Here is a 15,856-nt window from a genome sequence, read left to right as displayed (position 1 = left end):
TAACCGTTTAAATCTTGTATGTAGTGCCCTCATAATCTAATTCTGCCTTTCCTGGTATAAATCGTTTTAGAAAGAGTATTATATGTATTTATATGTATTTATATTCTTCTACCCAGTTGTGATATTTTTCATTAAGTGGACGTATTCGTTTGAAATCAAGAGCTATGACTTCACATCCTCGGTCATCATAGATAAAGAAAATAATGTCTTTTGTAATGTTCACAAAGAAAACATCAGGGTAATCAATAGAGTAACCCCCGAATCTCGGTTTCAATGGAAAATCTTCATTACTGGCTGCTTTAAGTAGTTCAGCTACATGTAAGTCTCGAGGTTTGCATAACAAGGAAAATTGTTGCATCTCGTATTCTTCAGCTTCATCTATCTCAAACGGGTAGGAATATGTCTTTACTTGAATTTGATTTAAATAATTTTTACACTTTAGAAACGGTTGGTACACCTTCAATTTTTTTATAAATTTGTCATTGGTTTTGTGCTTATACATATTCGTCACAAGGAATATGTCATCGTTTTGTTCAAATAATTGATTGAAAATGGTTGAGATTTGCTCATATACAAACCGAAATCTCTTAAGATTCAATTCTTCATTCTCTTTGAGTTGGTAAATATTTCCCCCGAGATAGAAATGGATTCCTATGCTCCACTGATTATAGATGCTAGGAATTAATTCGAGTCTTGGAAACCTTTCCTCCATATACCCCATTAAATTCATTCACACATTCTCACTTTCGGTTAATCGAATCTTTTTCCTTTTAGATAACAATTATGAAACAACAAATCATTTTATTTAAATAACAAAATACCCTTTTGGATAAAAGTACGATTTTATTTAGACCTAGAAAACTTGTAATTCTTTCCTAACCTTATAACTTTAGTATACCATTTTCATCCTGAGTGTTCGATATGGTTATGATTTTTTGGAAAATCAATAACTCATGCAGCTCGATGTTTAAATATGTACAGACTTTATCTAACAGCTCTCTTGGATACCGCTCCATTTCATCTCTGTATAGCTTTCTGACAGTCGGATACTCATGATTAATTTCTCTGGATAGCTGCCTGATGCTGATCTTCCTCTCGTCTAATAAGGGCTTTAAATTTGATTTAATCACGTTCTCACCTCTTAGTTTATTTCTGATCACTTAAAATGATCATTAACTAAATAATAATGGCCAAGGCTTTTTTCTCCTTGGCCTCGCTGAATTTAATACTCATCAGGCTCTTCATGTTCAAATCCATAAATACCGTTTATCCAAACATCTCCACAACCTGGATTCTTTGTAATCTCTAACACGTGATTACGATTAGCATCTCCCTCTACTCGGTCTGCAGCAGTATAATCTAAATAATTTCCGGTAAATTCTTTCTCACTACGTGGGAATACCCAGCCAGCAAGAGTAATTCTGCTGATTTTCATATTTAGAGTACAACCTTCAGCATTGCGAATTGTGAATTTGTAAAATAGCCAAGTACGGTCATAATCACGATCAAAATAATCTGCCATAGAAAAACTTTCTGAATCCTCACTCATGTGAAAGTTAACATTTTTGTACTCTAATGTAAGCTTTGCCTCGGCATTTGGAATACTAAAACTCGACATAAAGCCAAGGCAAATCATAGTCAGAACGATTAATTTTTTCATTCCCTCTCCCCCCTTTTATTCCAATTATAATATAAATTGGTAATTAAAGGACGGTCTTTTTTCTTAATAAGGAAGAAATTTTATGACGTTCTTACTTAGCTGCTTTCTTTGCCTTGTTTTGCAGAAAAACTGAATCCCAGATCCAAAAGATTACAGCAAATGAAATGCTAAATAAGTAAATTTCATATCCCATTAGAAAGTCTATTGTGGTTTTTGGGTCAGTAGTTATAGCAAAGATTAACCACACTAAGAAGGAAAAGAATATGTATGTAAGCAAATATTTCAGGCTAAACCTTTTTGGATTGCGATTCAAGAAATATTGAACAGGTGCAGCAAAGATTAAATAGAAGATAAAGAGAATAACACTTATTAAGAAGTATGGAATGTAGCCATCATAATCAATGCCCAAAACATAAACAACAGCAGCTGATAACGCAGACAAGACATGAACAATAAAGATCCTTAAAAGTTGCATGTTTATAACCCCTTTCATGTTAAAAGCTTCTTCAACATTGTCTAGACGCCTCCTTAAAATCACTTTAAAATCCATGTTTTAACTTAAATTATTTGAAATATCACAAACATTGCAACTTCAGCTACAAGCAAATAAATCATATATCTGGCATAATTAAACACATCTTCATCAGCATTTTTTTCTTTTTTAAATGTCAAAGCAAATAATCCTAATATAGTTGCCACTAACACGATTTCAATTATTGTTAAAATTGACATACTTTCCTCCCAAATAAGAGCCAATATAGATCAGAATTTCTTATGACAAATATTTACTTAGTTTCTCCAAAGCAATAACGGCAATAAACTGAGTTGTTATCTTCATCTCTAATGTATGTATCCTGGATTAAGAAATTTTAAAGCCAGCTGTTTTGAGTATCGATTTACTCATCATGAGCAAATCCATCTGGATATCATAATCAGTTTAAAGATCCAAATTAGTAGTAAACGCTGCATGTAATTTAAATATAGAATTATCAAATTTAATGTTTAAGAGTATCAAGATTTCCTTTATTATACAAATATTACACAAAAAAGATTGCTTCAACTTAGACTAATACTGTAAATCAACCTCAATTGCCTTTTCATATGCTGAATGGAAAATTATTTTGTTATTTATCCATTCGACATTACCTACTCCTAATACACTAAGGTCGTCTTTATCCTCGATATTTCGAGTCATAATACGTATGGTGTCCTTATTCACTTTTTTCATTAAACCAGGGTATAAACTAGGAACATGAACATAAAAATCGTAAAAATGATTCGTTTCCCCTAAGGTGGCATTATTATGTTCTATAGTTATTGTTACATTTTTAGTTGGCGAAGAAATGGTATCGTATGAATCACCAGTTAACGCAAACCACGCAACTGAAAGTATCAGTGGAATTGTTATGCAAGTTACATATAATTGTCGAATTTTAAACCTCCAAGCTAACACAAAAAAACCGGCTAAAGTAAGTAGTATAGGGAAAATATAATTTGTTTGTACAAAAAAGCTTAAGTAATAATCATCAAAAGACAATAAGAAAACAGTTAGATCAAAAATTAAAACCAAGACAAAGAAGATTGTTGCTCCGTCTATTTTGCGTAATACTTTGTTTACCATATTCATTCCCCCTGTTAATACACCACTATCGATAATTTGTATCTACAACCTTTGAGTTGTATTATAGCAAAGTAAAAGGGGTATCCGTAATCAAGAAACAGAATAAAACAAAAGGACGAATGTCTATTTTGAGGAAAATTTAATCTCTCCTTTCTATTTATAATTCAATGTTCCCTGTTATATCCTGGATAAAATCAATATTACAGTAAACACACAAGTTTCGTGACCTTCCCCACGGTCTGAGAATTGAAGGTTATCCAATATTTCTTCAGGCTTAGTTAACCTCCCTTCTCTTTAAACTGCTGTTTATTCAAAACTTAATGTCCTTTGTTCCTTTCCCTCTTCCGACCATTGCGGATGCTAGCCACTTCATAGTTTCTTTAATAATTTTAATATAATAAAAGCTTCATGAGAAAAGGTCATTTTTTGCCCGCTTGCACGCCCCCCAACATTTTTAGTTATAATTATTATAAAAATCAATAGGAACTATAAATATATTAAAGAGGGATTGCTATGACTAAATTATATACATGTTTAATTTGCGGATATAAAGGATTAAGTGAAAACCCATTAAACAATGATGGTGAATATCAAAAAACATTTGAAATCTGTCCTTGTTGCGATTTTGAATACGGCTACAGTGAAGATCATGAAGTAAGCTTAGGTTTTATTGTAACTCCAGATTATTTAATTGACGCTGCAATTCAGTTATACCGAAAACAGTGGATTGAGAATGGAATGAAAATTGCAAATCCTGAAGATATTCCAGAAGAATTAAGAAACGGTGACTGCTTAAAATTTGAGGTTTTGTTAAAGCAATTGAATAGCCTAAATCTCGATACAGAAAACTTTGAAATCAAGGGATTTAATGGTTATTAGGCCGCTTCAAGCCCCCGGTATGGGGGCTTTCTTATTATTGTAAAGACTATCAGAAGACTGTTTAAGTATTAATATCATTGATTATTCTTTCTCCATATTCCCCTGACCAACACTTCAACTTCTTTAACCTCAACTGTTTGCTGCATCACATCCCTCCTTTTTGTTTTTCGTGTATCAAGCTTGTACAATGACATCATCAAGCAATTCAACATAGATCAATTCTTACCTGAAGGTGAATTTCACCTCCAATAACCGTCTGGGCAAGCTTAGATGGGGCCTTATCCCTCCTTGGGCTAAAGATGAAAAGATCGGATACAAGATGATTAATGCTCGTGCCGAAACACTGGCCGAGAAACCAAGCTTTCGAAAGCCACTTGTCAGCAAACGTTGTATCATACCCGCTGGCAGGTATACAGAATACCGTTCTGCATTTTCTTCCCGAGCTTCCACCCACTCATAGTCACCCACCGTCCAGAAACGCGGTGAAGCTTGACCGTCGCTGTCTTGATATTTCAACTTTTGCTGAAGTTCTTTTAAAAACTGAATATCTTGATTCATTCATTTCCTCCTATCTGTTTAAAATCTCGATTTTAAGTTAACTTTAAAGTACATGGTCTTGAGAAATTCCCCTTTAATTGGTAAGCTGGCACCTAGGATCATACAAAGCAGGTGATACCTTGAAAAAAATAATCGGAATAATTGGATTAATTGCTTCCTTAATTGTGCAAGGATTTTCAGCAAGCGGTTCGTTGACTCATGAGATTGCTATGGCTTGTCTATTTGTATTTCTAATAATTTATAATTTTGAACATGCTAAGGATTTCTCTAAAAAATCTCTAATTGTTTTAGGAGCAATCTTTATAGCTCTAATGCTAGGTATTTATCAACTCATTTCCTTTAGCGGTGATTACTTTGATAGGCTTGACTTAAATATTGGACTTATCATCTTACTTGAGATCGCTTTGATCATTGTTTTGGTATCTATTGCAGTAAATTTAATGAAACTTATTGCGAATTGGTTAAGGAAAACACCTCATGGTAAAGAGTCTTAACTTTTTGCCTTGTGGTCTCTTATGTATGAAATCACATGCTTTCCCTAATTCCTTCTCTTCTGTTACCGCTGAGTAATAACAATTACTTGGCCAAATCTTATATTGCATATAAGGATTAATCAGTCGAGATCATTAAGGGATCAAAATATGGCCAAATAAAAAAACGATGGATGCTCCATTTCCATTAAAAAGACAAGATTGAATATATGTAGTACTTCACTCAGAACATTTTGCTTATTAAGGCTATAATAAGTGTTCGTATTAATTTTTCCTGTTACGATAACGATCAAAAACAGAGTTATCTATCCCATTTCAAGCCAGAAATTATTCTGCTTTTTTTAAAAATGTTCTTGATTTTCACTTTTGTATATATCCATAAAGCATTCGGACATAACCCATTATATGTAACTGAAATGCAGGTATAAGACTTATTATATAGAGATTTAACTACCAATATGTGGGGGTCTATTAACATCCAAATAACTCAAAAGCAAGAACAAATGTACTCATAGCACTTCCATTTCCACACCCTATCCAAATTTTCATTTTCCTAATTTCACTTTAAATCGCCCTATTTCACATCGTAATCGCTATCGTAAAAGCCTATATTATCAACGTTTTTCCTTCTGAAAATTTTCCCTTTTTATCAATATCTCCTTAAAACAACCACTTTTCCCTACTCCCGCTTACGTTTTAACGTTTACCCCCTATTCACTAATTAAAGTTTCAAAAATCCTTATGTTTACTGTCTTTTTTAACTCATTTTAAATTTTTACGATAAGCATTTTATTCGTGTACGTTATACGACTTGACTGTATTTGGTGACGATTTAACAGAGAAATTTAATGCACTTCTAACTTTTTAAACTGCAATGGGTATCATTGTTGACTCAACAACTCAAGGTATTTCTGATAGTAAAAAAGCAATGGATTATGATTCACCGAGAAAAAACCCCTGCCCTTCTCTTGAAGAGGGTATTTTTTTCGCTTTTTAAGAAAATATTAATCTTCCTTAAACACTTAAATATGATAAAATATTACATATTTAGTCTATTTGATACATAGAGGGAGGGATTTCAATGGAGCAATTAATTCCGTCATCCACGGTTGGAGTTAAAATCAATGAGTGGTATAAATACATACGGATGTTCGCCGTTCCAGATGCTGAGATATTAAAAGCAGAAGTTGAAGAAGAAATAAAACATATGAAGGAAGATCAAGACTTATTGTTGTATTATTCTCTAATGTGTTTTCGTCATCAGCTAATGCTGGATTACCTTGAACCTAAGTCATTGAATGAAGAACGCCCTAAAATTTCAGACTTATTAGAAAAGATCGAAAGCAGTCAAACAAAGCTTAAAGGTGTCCTGGAATATTACTGCAATTTCTTTAGAGGAATGTACGAATTTGATAAGAAGGATTATATAAAAGCAATAAGGTCATATAAAATTGCTGAGAAAAAGCTCGCTTTAGTAACAGACGAAATTGAACGAGCTGAGTTTTATTTCAAAATGGCTGAAGTGTATTATCACATGAAACAAACCCATGTATCAATGCACTATGCTGAAGCAGCACTTAACATTTATAAAGACCAAAAAACTTATACTGTTCGCCGAATACAATGTGCATTTGTTGTAGCAGGCAACTTTGATGATCTGGAAAGTCATGAAAAAGCAGTTCCGCATCTTCAAAGAGCCCTAAAAGATTCTAAAGCTATAAACAAGCACAAACTAATTGGGGCATCATTATATAATTTGGGAAATTGTTATTATAAGATGAAAGAGTATGACAAAGCTGCTGAATATATTGAACAAGCAGTTTCACTGTACGAAAACGATAAAAGTGATCTTCTCCCTCACACGTTATTTACACTTACACAAATTTACTTTAAAATGAAGAATATTGAAAAAGCCTTTATACTTTATAAAAAAGGAATCGAGAAAGCACAAGCCATTAACGATGATGTCTTAGTTGCTGAGTTTAATTACTTAAAGGCTTTATATATCGACTCTATAGATAAACGCACAGTTTTCCGAACTTTTTCTGTACTTAAAGATAATGTAATGTATCCAGATTTAGAGGAATTAGCACTCGACACGGCTAATTATTGTAAGGAGATAGGGCAATTTGAAAACTCAACCACCTTTTTTGACGTCATGGTGGATGCCCGAATCCAAATACAAAGAGGAGAGTGTTTATATGAAATTTAAACTTGCATTAGCCACCTTGTCAGTTGTCGTTGGATTAGCAATTTTTAGTGGCTTTTCATCCTCGAATGACAAAGAGTTCCATGAAGCTAAAAGGAATATTACTTCTATTCAACCGACCAAGTTTATTGTTTAATATTTAATCCATTAGAACCATTACTGAGCAATGGGTGCTACTAATTTGTCAACTCTTGATTAATCATTAGCTAATTAAACTAAAAAGACCGCACTACGAAATACAGTCAGTGTGGTCTTTTGTCTTCAAAATAAAATTTTAATGGAAAGTTTGTTACCACATATGCAAAGCAAGAAACGAAAGCCCCCATGCTAATATGCCGAACATTACGAAGAACCTAAGAAAAGTTTCATATTTTGTAAGTCTTCGTTCTCTTTTTATTTTACTCAATCTCCAATAAAAGGCGTAGCCGGAGAACAATAAAATAATTTGTCCCAGTTGTGACACAGATTCTAAAAATTCTATCCCATTCATTGATTTTCACCTCGTTTATTTATGAGAAAAGTAGGTTTTATTACTCAGATGAAAAAACCATTTCCAACTGTTTAAGTAAAAATAAGTAAGCTTATACTGTGTCTAATGGTATAAGAAAAGATGTCCTCTGTGTCTAGTAAAACCATAGTGTATGGTGGCAGAATACGTTATGTTTCTCTATTAAAATAAGCAAATTAACATTGTAGTTTTATCATCTTAACTTTATGATTTATGTCCACCAGTCAGCCCTGCTCTGTGAAGCGCAGTACCAGCAGATGTATAAGAAACTGCTCTAAGAATCGCTTTCGAATTGTTTTGGCTCGGTGAAATCCACCACCAAGATCATCTTTACTGTATCCAATACCCAGGCTGATTGTTCGACCAGCTTTGTTGTCTGCACCCTTACCGGAAAACTCGGTGTCATCTAGGTCAGCTACAGACTTAAACGCTTTTTTAAGCTTCACCATTTGCGACCTTAGTTCCTTATACTCTTTGGTTCTTTTATCGGCCTCAAAGAGTAATGAATCAGCCTCAAATACCTTCATATCATTCTCCTTCCTAGACTACTCTATGTAAATTTTACCACAGTAATCTATTTGAATAACAGAAAAAGACAGCCCAAATGACTGTCTTATACATCACACACTATCTTGTTCTATAATAATTTTCTGCGGTATAGTAGCGCCAATCTCAAAAAGGTTCTCCATTGGCCAATATATACCGGTCTAAAAATATTTCAACGTTTACATTTAATGGATTATATTCTAAACCACTTTCAAATATATAGAGATAGTTGGGATCACCTTGGTTCACTTTATCTTTATCGATCATTAAATGGCATTCTTCCAATAAGTAGCCAATTGGAATACCATTGATATCTTCAAACAAATCCTCATATTTTAACTCCTCTTCAATCTCTTCAAGGCTAAATAGCTGAAGTCCTCCACCTATATTCTCCCCATGAGAAAGAATCTCAAAAAATTTCGCGCCGTTATGCAGTGTCATGAACTTCTGATAATCTTCTGGAAGGGTAATCTGATGTTTAGCTTCAAGGCTTTGAATGTCATTAAGGGTTGCTTTGTCCTGTGAAAATGTAACAAGGAACTCCATGATATCTCCTTCAGAACAAAACAATTGAATGGCTCCTTTTTCGTCTAAAAGACTTTTCAAGCCATTTACAGTCTTATGAACAAAGTTAGTCACATACATCACCCCTTTATTTCCTTTTAACAATAACCTTTCAAATTCCAAAAGATGTGAACAGATCGTGATAGGTGCTCTTTTCAGTGAATATAATGCAATAAATTCTAAAAAGAGGTGCCTCTAAAAATTGAATTCTCTAATGAATGATGACATGGTAAAGATCATTAGAAATGGCCTTAGCGCATCCCAGCATCCAAAGCATATTCTTGTTGTAGGAGCTGGATTGTCCGGGCTTGTATCAGCATCATTGCTGAAAAATGCCGGTCACAGAGTAACGATTCTCGAAGCGAGCGGCAGAGCGGGCGGCCGTGTCTGCACTTTGAGAGCTCCCTTTAGTGATGATTTGTATTTTAACGCTGGCCCGATGCGCATACCGAATAACCATTCGTTAACCTTAGAATATATAAAAAAATTCAAATTGCCAACAAATGTATTTATCAACAGAACCCCGATGGACATCATTTATGCAAATGGAATCAAAACACGTCTCCAAGTTTTTGAACGAGCTCCTGGAATATTGAGATACCCAGTTGCACCAAATGAACAAGGGAAAACGTCTGAAGAGCTGATGCTTTCTTTACTGCAGCCTATTCTAAATTTTATCAATCAAAATCCAGCGAGAAATTGGCGGATTGTCGAAGAACAATACAAAAATCATTCGTTAAGCTCTTTTTTAAACACGTATTTTTCATATGGCGCGATCGATATGATTGGTGTACTTTTGGATATGGAAGCGTATATGGGGATGTCCCTTGTTGAAGTATTGCGGGAATCTATCTTTTTTTCATCGCCCGCTCACTTCTATGAGATAACTGGCGGCATGGATCTGCTGCCTCACGCGTTTCTTCCTCAATTAAAAACAAACATTCTATACCATCAAAAAATGATGAAAATGTCTCAGGGGGAAAATAGTGTTACGATCCATTGTCAGCATCAACAAACGGCAGAATTCACATCATTCACAGCTGATCTCGCTATTGTAACCATTCCTTTTTCAACATTGCGATTTGTAAAAGTCGAACCATACCATTCATTCTCGTACTATAAACGAAGGGCAATCCGTGAGCTAAACTATATCAGTGCAACAAAAATCGGCATAGAGTTTAAAAGCCGATTTTGGGAAAAAGCCGGGCAGCGCGGCGGCAAATCTATTACTGATCTACCGATTCGTTTTTCGTATTATCCAAGCAGAAATATTGGAGCAAATGGACATGCCGTCATTCTGGCAAGTTATACTTGGGCTGATGAGGCACTGATATGGGACAGTCTTTCAGAAGGAGAGCGAATCCAGTATACTTTACTGAATTTATCTGAAATCTATGGTGATATTGTGTGGTCTGAATTTGTGTCTGGCACTTCTTTTAGCTGGAGCCAGTACCCGTATTCTGCGGGAGGTTTTACAGCTTTCGAACCAGGACAAGAATTAGAGCTGTATCCCTATATTCCTGTCCCTGAGGGCAGAGTTCATTTCGCCGGAGAACACGCCTCACTCACTCATGCGTGGATGCAAGGCGCGATTGAATCTGGAATACGTGTTGCTTATGAGGTCAATCGCTTACCTTAGATCATGCTCACCTTCTGTACTAAAAGATTATTACATTTCATATAATAAGATCTTGATTAGACGGACAAATTCAATCACAAAAACAAAGTAATCCTTGCATTCCTTCGCCCTCCATGCTATATTCATATAGCGATGAGCTGAATTGTGTAAGCCGATGTACATGCCTTTACGGCACACACGAATGTGGCGTGTGGTGCATCGCCTCAATACGCAAAAGACGTTTGCCTTAGGCAAACGTCTTTTTTTGCGTTATCCGATTTTTGTGCCGTTTGGGACAGGCTGATCCGGCTGCAAAAGGACGACGTCGCCCTGGCCGGGTATGCCACCGAGGACCAAGACTTCCGATTTAAATCCGGCGATTCGGCGGGGCGGAAAGTTCACGACTGCTATGACTTGCTTGTTGATGAGACCTTCCGGCTTGTAACGCTTCGTGATTTGTGCGCTCGATTGTTTTATGCCGATTTCAGTCCCAAAATCTATCACAAGCTTGATTGCCGGTACTCTTGCTTCAGGAAATTCTTCCGCTTTTACAATTGTTCCCGTTCTGATATCCAATTTCTCAAAGTCTTCAATGACTGCCATATCAATAACTCCTTTTTCTCCTATTGTAAAGGAGATATTCAAGATTTGTTTAACCAAATAGCCATTATTTTTTATCTGAATATAAGGTGTTTCGATACAGGCGGGGCGGCATTCCTGTGCTTTTCGTGAACCATCTTGTAAAAGAAGAAAGGTTTTGAAAGCCCAGCGCCTCGCTCACGACGGTAAGGGTTACATTTCTCTCCATCAGCATTCGTTTTGCTTCCTCAAGGCGAAGGTCGGCAATATAGTTCTGCGGGGACTTCCCTGTCTGTTTTTTGAACCAGCTTGAATAGTAAGCTGGGTGATAATGCTCGATTTCTGCCAGCTTCTTAATCGTCAGCCGCTCAAATAAATGGCTGTGAATGTATGCAATTGAGGCATAGTTATGGGATTGAAGCTTTTCTTTTATGTATTGTACTATCATATGAAGCGAGTTGGCTGTTCCGGCCTTTGCTTCCTCTGTCAGCAAGTACCTGATCGAAGACCAGAAAGGATCGAGTGCAGCTTCAATTCCCGATCCTGCACGATACTCATCAATTTTCATTGCATGAAGCGGAACATCCAGTACAAGACATTCATTTCTTCCGATAGAACGGAAACGATGCTCACACTCCGGCGGAATATATAAAAAATGATCTGGCTTTAATTTCACCTGGCGCTCTTCAGTCTCAAGATCAATACTCCCTTCAAGCGGAAAAAGAAATTGGCTGTATGCGTGCTTATGTGAATGATAAAGGCGTGTGTATGTCCGTTTTTCGCAAATCATCTCTTGAAGCGAATCCATCAGCAACCCCCTTCCTTTGGTCAGCTTTTAATCCGGTAATGGTGTTCCGATATAGGCGAAAATCCGATCTTTTCATATAAAGAAACTGCCGCCAGATTTTCTTTCATCACTTGTAAAAACATGCGTTCCGCTCCGTTGTTTTTTGCTTCAGTCAACACCCTGATCACTTGGGTTCCTGCCCCTTTTCCTCTGTGCTCCTCAGCTACAACGATATTACTAAGTCCGCCATAACCATCAATGACAGAAACCGTGCCAAGCGCTGTCAGGCTTTCTTTGTCATACATCTTGAAAAAAGTTTTACACGGCGGCATGCGTTCGAAAATGTGTTTGTAACCTTTGTGACGCTCGGGTGAAAACCCTTCTAATTGAATAAATTCATCTATCCAAACAGATGATGGCTCTTGTTCCCACTTGTATGTAAATCGGCTGTTGTCATTTGTTCGGCTCATAATTGACCGGCACAACGCTGTCATCTGGAAGCACTCGTCTACCTTTTCATAACGGCTGTCTGCCAAAGCGTCATCAAGCCCTTTCGGTGATGCGTTGCTAATATGAAAACAAACAGGTAAGCCTAAACTTTGATAAAAAAGTTCGGCCTCTAGCTGAAAATTCCCTTCAGGCATATCCGCAGAAGTCCATACGCTATTTGCCCTTTTGGTTACGCCAAAATTCGCTCTGAGAAGCCATTGCCCTATGCTTTTTTGAAAATAAGCCGGCCATGAAGCTGCCGCTAACCGTTCAATCTTGTGAATGTCATCCATTGCATAATGCCTCTCCCCTATGTATACTCCCTTGATATTATACAATATTCAGAAATATAAGACATCCATTTATTTGTTTACATAATATTTTTATTGTTTATTAATAATCCTGACAAAAATGTCCGAATTGAAAATGACAGGCTTTCTAAAATGTCCTCCTCACGTTCAAATGCTTCTTTTGCGATTAAAACAGTAAAGCCATGCAGCAGGCTTCTGAGCCCCCTTGTCGCATGAATGGCAGTCTTTTCACTTGCATAGCCGTTTTCAATGAGCAGCTTCGTCACAAGACAGACAATTTGGTCAGAGACGATTTCCGTCCGTTTGTCCTGAACCTTAAGCAGAGCCGCTTCATAATATCCGGGATTTTCAATTGCAAAATCAACATATGCATGAGCTAAAGAAAGCATAGCGGAATCTCCCTTTCGTTCGGTTACGGAGTCCGCCATTTGATCAAAAAGCTTTGTCAGTCCTCTGACAGCAAGTTCTGCTCTGATCGCTTGCAGCCCGTTGATATGATTATACAATGACGGGGGGCGCACATTCATTTTTTTAGAAAGTGCGGCAAGTGAGACACCATTTACCCCTTCCTGATCGGCAATCTCCGCTGCAGCGTCTACAATCATTTTTTGGGTCAAACCTATTCTCGGTGACATGCTCATCATCCTTTCTTTGCTTTTTGGATCGCCTGTCTCATCCGCTCTGAAGGTGATCGCAGGAATTTTCCATGTCCGACAGCGAGACAGGTAGGCGCCTTATCGGCGAGCAATTGTGCGCTTTTGATGGCCTCCTCCTTATTCCATGTAGCGAAGGCGGGAAAAGGAAACGCCCATTTTATCTGACCTGATACAGCGATTCCTCCGCGTAACTGGAGCGCATCTCCTGCTATTAAAGTGCCGTTTCTTGTATCAAGAAATGACATGCTGCCCGGTGTATGGCCCGGTGTTGGAATGGCAAGCAGGGAACCAATTGTTTCACCGCCCGTCAGCAGTTGGTGAGGCTTTGTTTGTATGTGTTTCGGAATACCTCCTTTTATAGGCGTCTGCGGCTCATCTTGCCGCAAGGATGTGTCACCTTGGAGCAAGAATGAATCCCGTTCCGAGATCATGACCTTTGCATGCGGAAATGTTTGTGCCAATGTATCCAGTGATCCGACATGGTCCCCATGTGCATGAGTCAGTAAAATATGCTGAAGCGGTTTTCCAAGCTGATTCACAGCTTGAATAATCCCTTTATAGCTGCCTGGCAGTGCGGCATCAATAAGGGTGACTTCGTTTTCTTCCTCTACTAAATAGCAATTAACCGGAAACAATGCTGGAAAAAAAGTCAGCTGCCAAACCGTTTGGTACTGAGTAATTCTCATCTTTTTACCCTCCTAACAAAAACTAATGGCGTTAGTTTTATTATTAACTAACACCATTAGTTTTTCAAGAGTTTATTATTTTTTTATCGCTACATAAATGTTAACTTGTGCTCGCTGTGGCACTGCGGCACTTTGATCATACATCTCAAAATCACCTGTAAACGTGCGCAGATGCCGCTTATCCCAAGTCCAAATTTCCTTCCACGTTTCAAGCACAATCTCTTCAATAGGACCGATTCTGGAAGTGAAAACGGCGTAAGCGGAAGCCGGCAAATCAATGTTTTCATATGGTCCCGGAAGAATGTCGTCGTATTCCTGAAACGTTCCGACTGAAAACGTATAAAACCCATTCGTCTCTTGTTCATAATTCGAATATAAGGCAATAATGCTCTTGTCTTTTTCAGCCTGTGATAAAAGAGCGCTCATATCCTGCTTCCAGAATTGATCCCACAGTGCCGGAATCCTCCTTTCTTCCGTCATTTCCAGTGCGTTGCTTGTCCGTTGTGACAGTCCGGCAAATCGTTTCCGGTCTAAGTGTGTTATATGTGAAAAGCCCATACGATCTCCTCCTTTTTTTAAGATTATAGACAAAGAAACCTGACAGCAGTGTGTCAGGTTTCATATATTTTTTGCATGTGATGAATGGTTTCTTTTACTTTATCCCGTATATGAAGAGGCTGCAGAACCTCAATATCCTTTCCGAACTGGAGCAAAAAACCGATCAGCCATTGATCTTCTGGAAGTGAAATCACTGCCCGGCAGATTTCATCTTCCTCACAGTGAAGGACATCATATCCGAACCATTCACCTATACGCTGACGTGCTGCCGGCTGAACAAGAATAACCAATTCAGTTAAACGGCCCTTCTGGTACCAATTCTTATCCCATGGCAAAGTGTCCAGCTGAATGTCTTTTCTGATAAAGGTCTGATGTAAGATGGCCAGATCTTTCATCCGGTTTAGTTTAAAAAAGCGAAAATCATTTCTCACCAAGCAATAAGCGTATAAATACCAGTGCCCCGCCTTGCAAACCAATGTATAAGGTTCAGTTTCACGAAGAAGAGTTTCCCCGCTTGCGCTTGTATATGTAAAAGATATCGTTGACAACCGATCGATGGCGGCGCTGATTTTCTCACGAAGCGTCTTTTGATCCTCAGTATGGCCCCAAGCCGTCATGTCAATAAACCATTTTTCTGTTTGGTGCTTAAATGCTTGAGCAGATTGCTCAGGTATAAGGTGTTTGATTTTTTGATAGGCTGTGCTGTGAGAAACGGGTTCATACATAGATGAAACGCTCTGCAAAGCGGAAGCAATTGCAAACAATTCCTCCTCCTTCAGCCACTCTCTTTCAAGCCGATACGTTTCCATGATGCCAATTCCGCCCCCGGAACCCTGTGAGGTCACAATCGGAATACCAGCCCTATTGATTGTCTCAATATCACGGTAAATTGTTCTGACAGATACTTCAAACAGCTCAGCAAGCTCTGCAGCCTGCACTTGTTTTTTGCTGATCAATAACACAACCATCGCTAACAAACGTTCCAGTTTCATTCTGCGCACCTTTTCTTCTTGTATTTTCCAACAAAACAATCATAACATTTTGATAAAGCTTGGGCATATCTATTATGCGGCGGAATACACCTTGCATATGCTATGAAAACAGGGGTTTCCCCTTCTTTTTGTGTTCAGTATTTA

General features: G+C 37.5%; 20 protein-coding genes and 4 pseudogenes. 7 read left to right on the top strand and 17 right to left on the bottom strand.

Annotation, left to right across the window (positions count from 1 at the left end; all coding sequences use genetic code 11):
• Window positions 1–88 precede the first annotated feature (88 nt).
• From M1D94_RS11090 to M1D94_RS11065, 6 genes and pseudogenes are all read right to left on the bottom strand, one after another.
• The gene (locus M1D94_RS11090) at window positions 89–730 is read right to left on the bottom strand and encodes a DUF3885 domain-containing protein (RefSeq protein ID WP_085187557.1); all 642 of its coding nucleotides are present in this window, start codon (window positions 728–730) and stop codon (window positions 89–91) included.
• A gap of 173 nt (window positions 731–903) precedes the next feature.
• Window positions 904–1,130 (bottom strand): annotated as a pseudogene (locus M1D94_RS11085) (helix-turn-helix domain-containing protein).
• Between the two features lie 92 nt (window positions 1,131–1,222).
• A complete protein-coding gene (locus tag M1D94_RS11080; protein ID WP_101502346.1) occupies window positions 1,223–1,660 on the bottom strand; it encodes a hypothetical protein in 438 nt (145 codons plus the stop codon).
• A 91-nt stretch (window positions 1,661–1,751) separates the two neighbouring features.
• Window positions 1,752–2,135 carry a UPF0715 family protein gene (locus tag M1D94_RS11075; protein ID WP_101502483.1) on the bottom strand — a complete coding sequence of 128 codons (384 nt, stop codon included), beginning with the start codon at window positions 2,133–2,135 and terminating at the stop codon, window positions 1,752–1,754.
• A gap of 83 nt (window positions 2,136–2,218) precedes the next feature.
• Complete coding sequence (locus M1D94_RS11070; protein ID WP_164971710.1) at window positions 2,219–2,392, bottom strand: hypothetical protein; 174 nt, start codon at window positions 2,390–2,392, stop codon at window positions 2,219–2,221.
• A 334-nt stretch (window positions 2,393–2,726) separates the two neighbouring features.
• Window positions 2,727–3,281: a hypothetical protein gene (locus M1D94_RS11065; RefSeq protein ID WP_101502347.1), complete on the bottom strand. Its 555-nt coding sequence runs from the start codon at window positions 3,279–3,281 to the stop codon at window positions 2,727–2,729.
• A gap of 513 nt (window positions 3,282–3,794) precedes the next feature.
• On the opposite strand from M1D94_RS11065, the gene M1D94_RS11060 reads away from it, so the two are divergent.
• The 6 genes and pseudogenes from M1D94_RS11060 to M1D94_RS11035 all read left to right on the top strand — a co-directional run bounded on the left by M1D94_RS11060 (window position 3,795) and on the right by M1D94_RS11035 (window position 7,554).
• A complete protein-coding gene (locus M1D94_RS11060; protein ID WP_021481443.1) occupies window positions 3,795–4,160 on the top strand; it encodes a hypothetical protein in 366 nt (121 codons plus the stop codon).
• Window positions 4,161–4,304: 144 nt separating this feature from the next.
• Window positions 4,305–4,584 (top strand): annotated as a pseudogene (locus M1D94_RS11055) (SOS response-associated peptidase family protein); the annotation flags it as partial.
• Window positions 4,585–4,837: 253 nt separating this feature from the next.
• On the top strand, window positions 4,838–5,212 hold the full coding sequence (locus M1D94_RS11050) for a YoqO family protein (protein WP_021481445.1): 375 nt from the start codon (window positions 4,838–4,840) through the stop codon (window positions 5,210–5,212).
• 871 nt (window positions 5,213–6,083) lie between these two features.
• Window positions 6,084–6,206, top strand: coding sequence for a phage holin (locus M1D94_RS11045; protein WP_250620812.1), 123 nt, complete (start codon window positions 6,084–6,086; stop codon window positions 6,204–6,206).
• Between the two features lie 84 nt (window positions 6,207–6,290).
• Window positions 6,291–7,421, top strand: coding sequence for a response regulator aspartate phosphatase (locus M1D94_RS11040; RefSeq protein WP_021481447.1), 1,131 nt, complete (start codon window positions 6,291–6,293; stop codon window positions 7,419–7,421).
• A complete protein-coding gene (locus M1D94_RS11035; RefSeq protein WP_021481448.1) occupies window positions 7,411–7,554 on the top strand; it encodes a hypothetical protein in 144 nt (47 codons plus the stop codon). Before M1D94_RS11040 ends, M1D94_RS11035 begins: the two co-directional genes overlap by 11 nt.
• Before the next feature lie 153 nt (window positions 7,555–7,707).
• Here the strand turns inward: M1D94_RS11035 and M1D94_RS11030 are convergent, their stop codons facing one another.
• The 4 genes and pseudogenes from M1D94_RS11030 to M1D94_RS11015 all read right to left on the bottom strand — a co-directional run bounded on the left by M1D94_RS11030 (window position 7,708) and on the right by M1D94_RS11015 (window position 9,111).
• Window positions 7,708–7,908, bottom strand: coding sequence for a hypothetical protein (locus M1D94_RS11030; protein WP_021481449.1), 201 nt, complete (start codon window positions 7,906–7,908; stop codon window positions 7,708–7,710).
• Between the two features lie 222 nt (window positions 7,909–8,130).
• Window positions 8,131–8,300 (bottom strand): annotated as a pseudogene (locus M1D94_RS11025) (hypothetical protein); the annotation flags it as partial.
• A pseudogene (locus M1D94_RS11020) lies at window positions 8,298–8,453 on the bottom strand (T7SS effector LXG polymorphic toxin); the annotation flags it as partial. The pseudogenes M1D94_RS11020 and M1D94_RS11025, both read right to left, overlap by 3 nt.
• Before the next feature lie 145 nt (window positions 8,454–8,598).
• Entirely contained in the window at window positions 8,599–9,111 is a 513-nt protein-coding gene (locus M1D94_RS11015) for an SMI1/KNR4 family protein (RefSeq protein ID WP_139020903.1), read from the bottom strand.
• A gap of 127 nt (window positions 9,112–9,238) precedes the next feature.
• On the opposite strand from M1D94_RS11015, the gene M1D94_RS11010 reads away from it, so the two are divergent.
• A complete protein-coding gene (locus M1D94_RS11010) occupies window positions 9,239–10,675 on the top strand; it encodes a flavin monoamine oxidase family protein (protein WP_139020905.1) in 1,437 nt (478 codons plus the stop codon).
• Between the two features lie 249 nt (window positions 10,676–10,924).
• On the opposite strand, the gene csaA is transcribed toward M1D94_RS11010, so the two are convergent.
• The 7 genes from csaA to M1D94_RS10975 all read right to left on the bottom strand — a co-directional run bounded on the left by csaA (window position 10,925) and on the right by M1D94_RS10975 (window position 15,712).
• Window positions 10,925–11,257 carry a chaperone CsaA gene (csaA, locus tag M1D94_RS11005; RefSeq protein WP_014480003.1) on the bottom strand — a complete coding sequence of 111 codons (333 nt, stop codon included), beginning with the start codon at window positions 11,255–11,257 and terminating at the stop codon, window positions 10,925–10,927.
• A gap of 64 nt (window positions 11,258–11,321) precedes the next feature.
• Complete coding sequence (locus M1D94_RS11000; protein ID WP_456270249.1) at window positions 11,322–12,047, bottom strand: helix-turn-helix domain-containing protein; 726 nt, start codon at window positions 12,045–12,047, stop codon at window positions 11,322–11,324.
• A gap of 14 nt (window positions 12,048–12,061) precedes the next feature.
• Window positions 12,062–12,802 (bottom strand): GNAT family N-acetyltransferase, encoded by a 741-nt coding sequence (locus M1D94_RS10995; protein WP_041849922.1) that lies wholly within the window; start codon window positions 12,800–12,802, stop codon window positions 12,062–12,064.
• Between the two features lie 77 nt (window positions 12,803–12,879).
• Window positions 12,880–13,455 (bottom strand): TetR/AcrR family transcriptional regulator, encoded by a 576-nt coding sequence (locus M1D94_RS10990; protein ID WP_015714086.1) that lies wholly within the window; start codon window positions 13,453–13,455, stop codon window positions 12,880–12,882.
• 5 nt (window positions 13,456–13,460) lie between these two features.
• Entirely contained in the window at window positions 13,461–14,162 is a 702-nt protein-coding gene (locus M1D94_RS10985) for an MBL fold metallo-hydrolase (RefSeq protein WP_015714087.1), read from the bottom strand.
• 75 nt (window positions 14,163–14,237) lie between these two features.
• Complete coding sequence (locus M1D94_RS10980; RefSeq protein ID WP_014480008.1) at window positions 14,238–14,720, bottom strand: GyrI-like domain-containing protein; 483 nt, start codon at window positions 14,718–14,720, stop codon at window positions 14,238–14,240.
• 53 nt (window positions 14,721–14,773) lie between these two features.
• Window positions 14,774–15,712 (bottom strand): helix-turn-helix transcriptional regulator, encoded by a 939-nt coding sequence (locus M1D94_RS10975; RefSeq protein WP_124048198.1) that lies wholly within the window; start codon window positions 15,710–15,712, stop codon window positions 14,774–14,776.
• Window positions 15,713–15,856 lie beyond the last annotated feature (144 nt).

The organism is Bacillus sp. JZ109 (genome assembly GCF_053903135.1).
Note: the sequence above shows the minus strand (reverse complement) of the source record. Positions and strands in the feature narration are given on the sequence as shown.

Coding starts and splice junctions, on each gene's coding strand:
- M1D94_RS10975 (WP_124048198.1), bottom strand. CDS start 15,712: ATGAAACTGGAACGTTTGTTAGCGATGGTTGTGTTATTGATCAGCAAA.
- M1D94_RS11060 (WP_021481443.1), top strand. CDS start 3,795: ATGACTAAATTATATACATGTTTAATTTGCGGATATAAAGGATTAAGT.
- M1D94_RS11080 (WP_101502346.1), bottom strand. CDS start 1,660: ATGAAAAAATTAATCGTTCTGACTATGATTTGCCTTGGCTTTATGTCG.
- M1D94_RS10985 (WP_015714087.1), bottom strand. CDS start 14,162: ATGAGAATTACTCAGTACCAAACGGTTTGGCAGCTGACTTTTTTTCCA.
- csaA (WP_014480003.1), bottom strand. CDS start 11,257: ATGGCAGTCATTGAAGACTTTGAGAAATTGGATATCAGAACGGGAACA.
- M1D94_RS11030 (WP_021481449.1), bottom strand. CDS start 7,908: ATGAATGGGATAGAATTTTTAGAATCTGTGTCACAACTGGGACAAATT.
- M1D94_RS11075 (WP_101502483.1), bottom strand. CDS start 2,135: ATGCAACTTTTAAGGATCTTTATTGTTCATGTCTTGTCTGCGTTATCA.
- M1D94_RS10990 (WP_015714086.1), bottom strand. CDS start 13,455: ATGTCACCGAGAATAGGTTTGACCCAAAAAATGATTGTAGACGCTGCA.
- M1D94_RS11065 (WP_101502347.1), bottom strand. CDS start 3,281: ATGGTAAACAAAGTATTACGCAAAATAGACGGAGCAACAATCTTCTTT.
- M1D94_RS11090 (WP_085187557.1), bottom strand. CDS start 730: ATGAATTTAATGGGGTATATGGAGGAAAGGTTTCCAAGACTCGAATTA.
- M1D94_RS11035 (WP_021481448.1), top strand. CDS start 7,411: ATGAAATTTAAACTTGCATTAGCCACCTTGTCAGTTGTCGTTGGATTA.
- M1D94_RS11040 (WP_021481447.1), top strand. CDS start 6,291: ATGGAGCAATTAATTCCGTCATCCACGGTTGGAGTTAAAATCAATGAG.
- M1D94_RS10980 (WP_014480008.1), bottom strand. CDS start 14,720: ATGGGCTTTTCACATATAACACACTTAGACCGGAAACGATTTGCCGGA.
- M1D94_RS10995 (WP_041849922.1), bottom strand. CDS start 12,802: ATGGATGACATTCACAAGATTGAACGGTTAGCGGCAGCTTCATGGCCG.
- M1D94_RS11045 (WP_250620812.1), top strand. CDS start 6,084: ATGGGTATCATTGTTGACTCAACAACTCAAGGTATTTCTGATAGTAAA.
- M1D94_RS11070 (WP_164971710.1), bottom strand. CDS start 2,392: ATGTCAATTTTAACAATAATTGAAATCGTGTTAGTGGCAACTATATTA.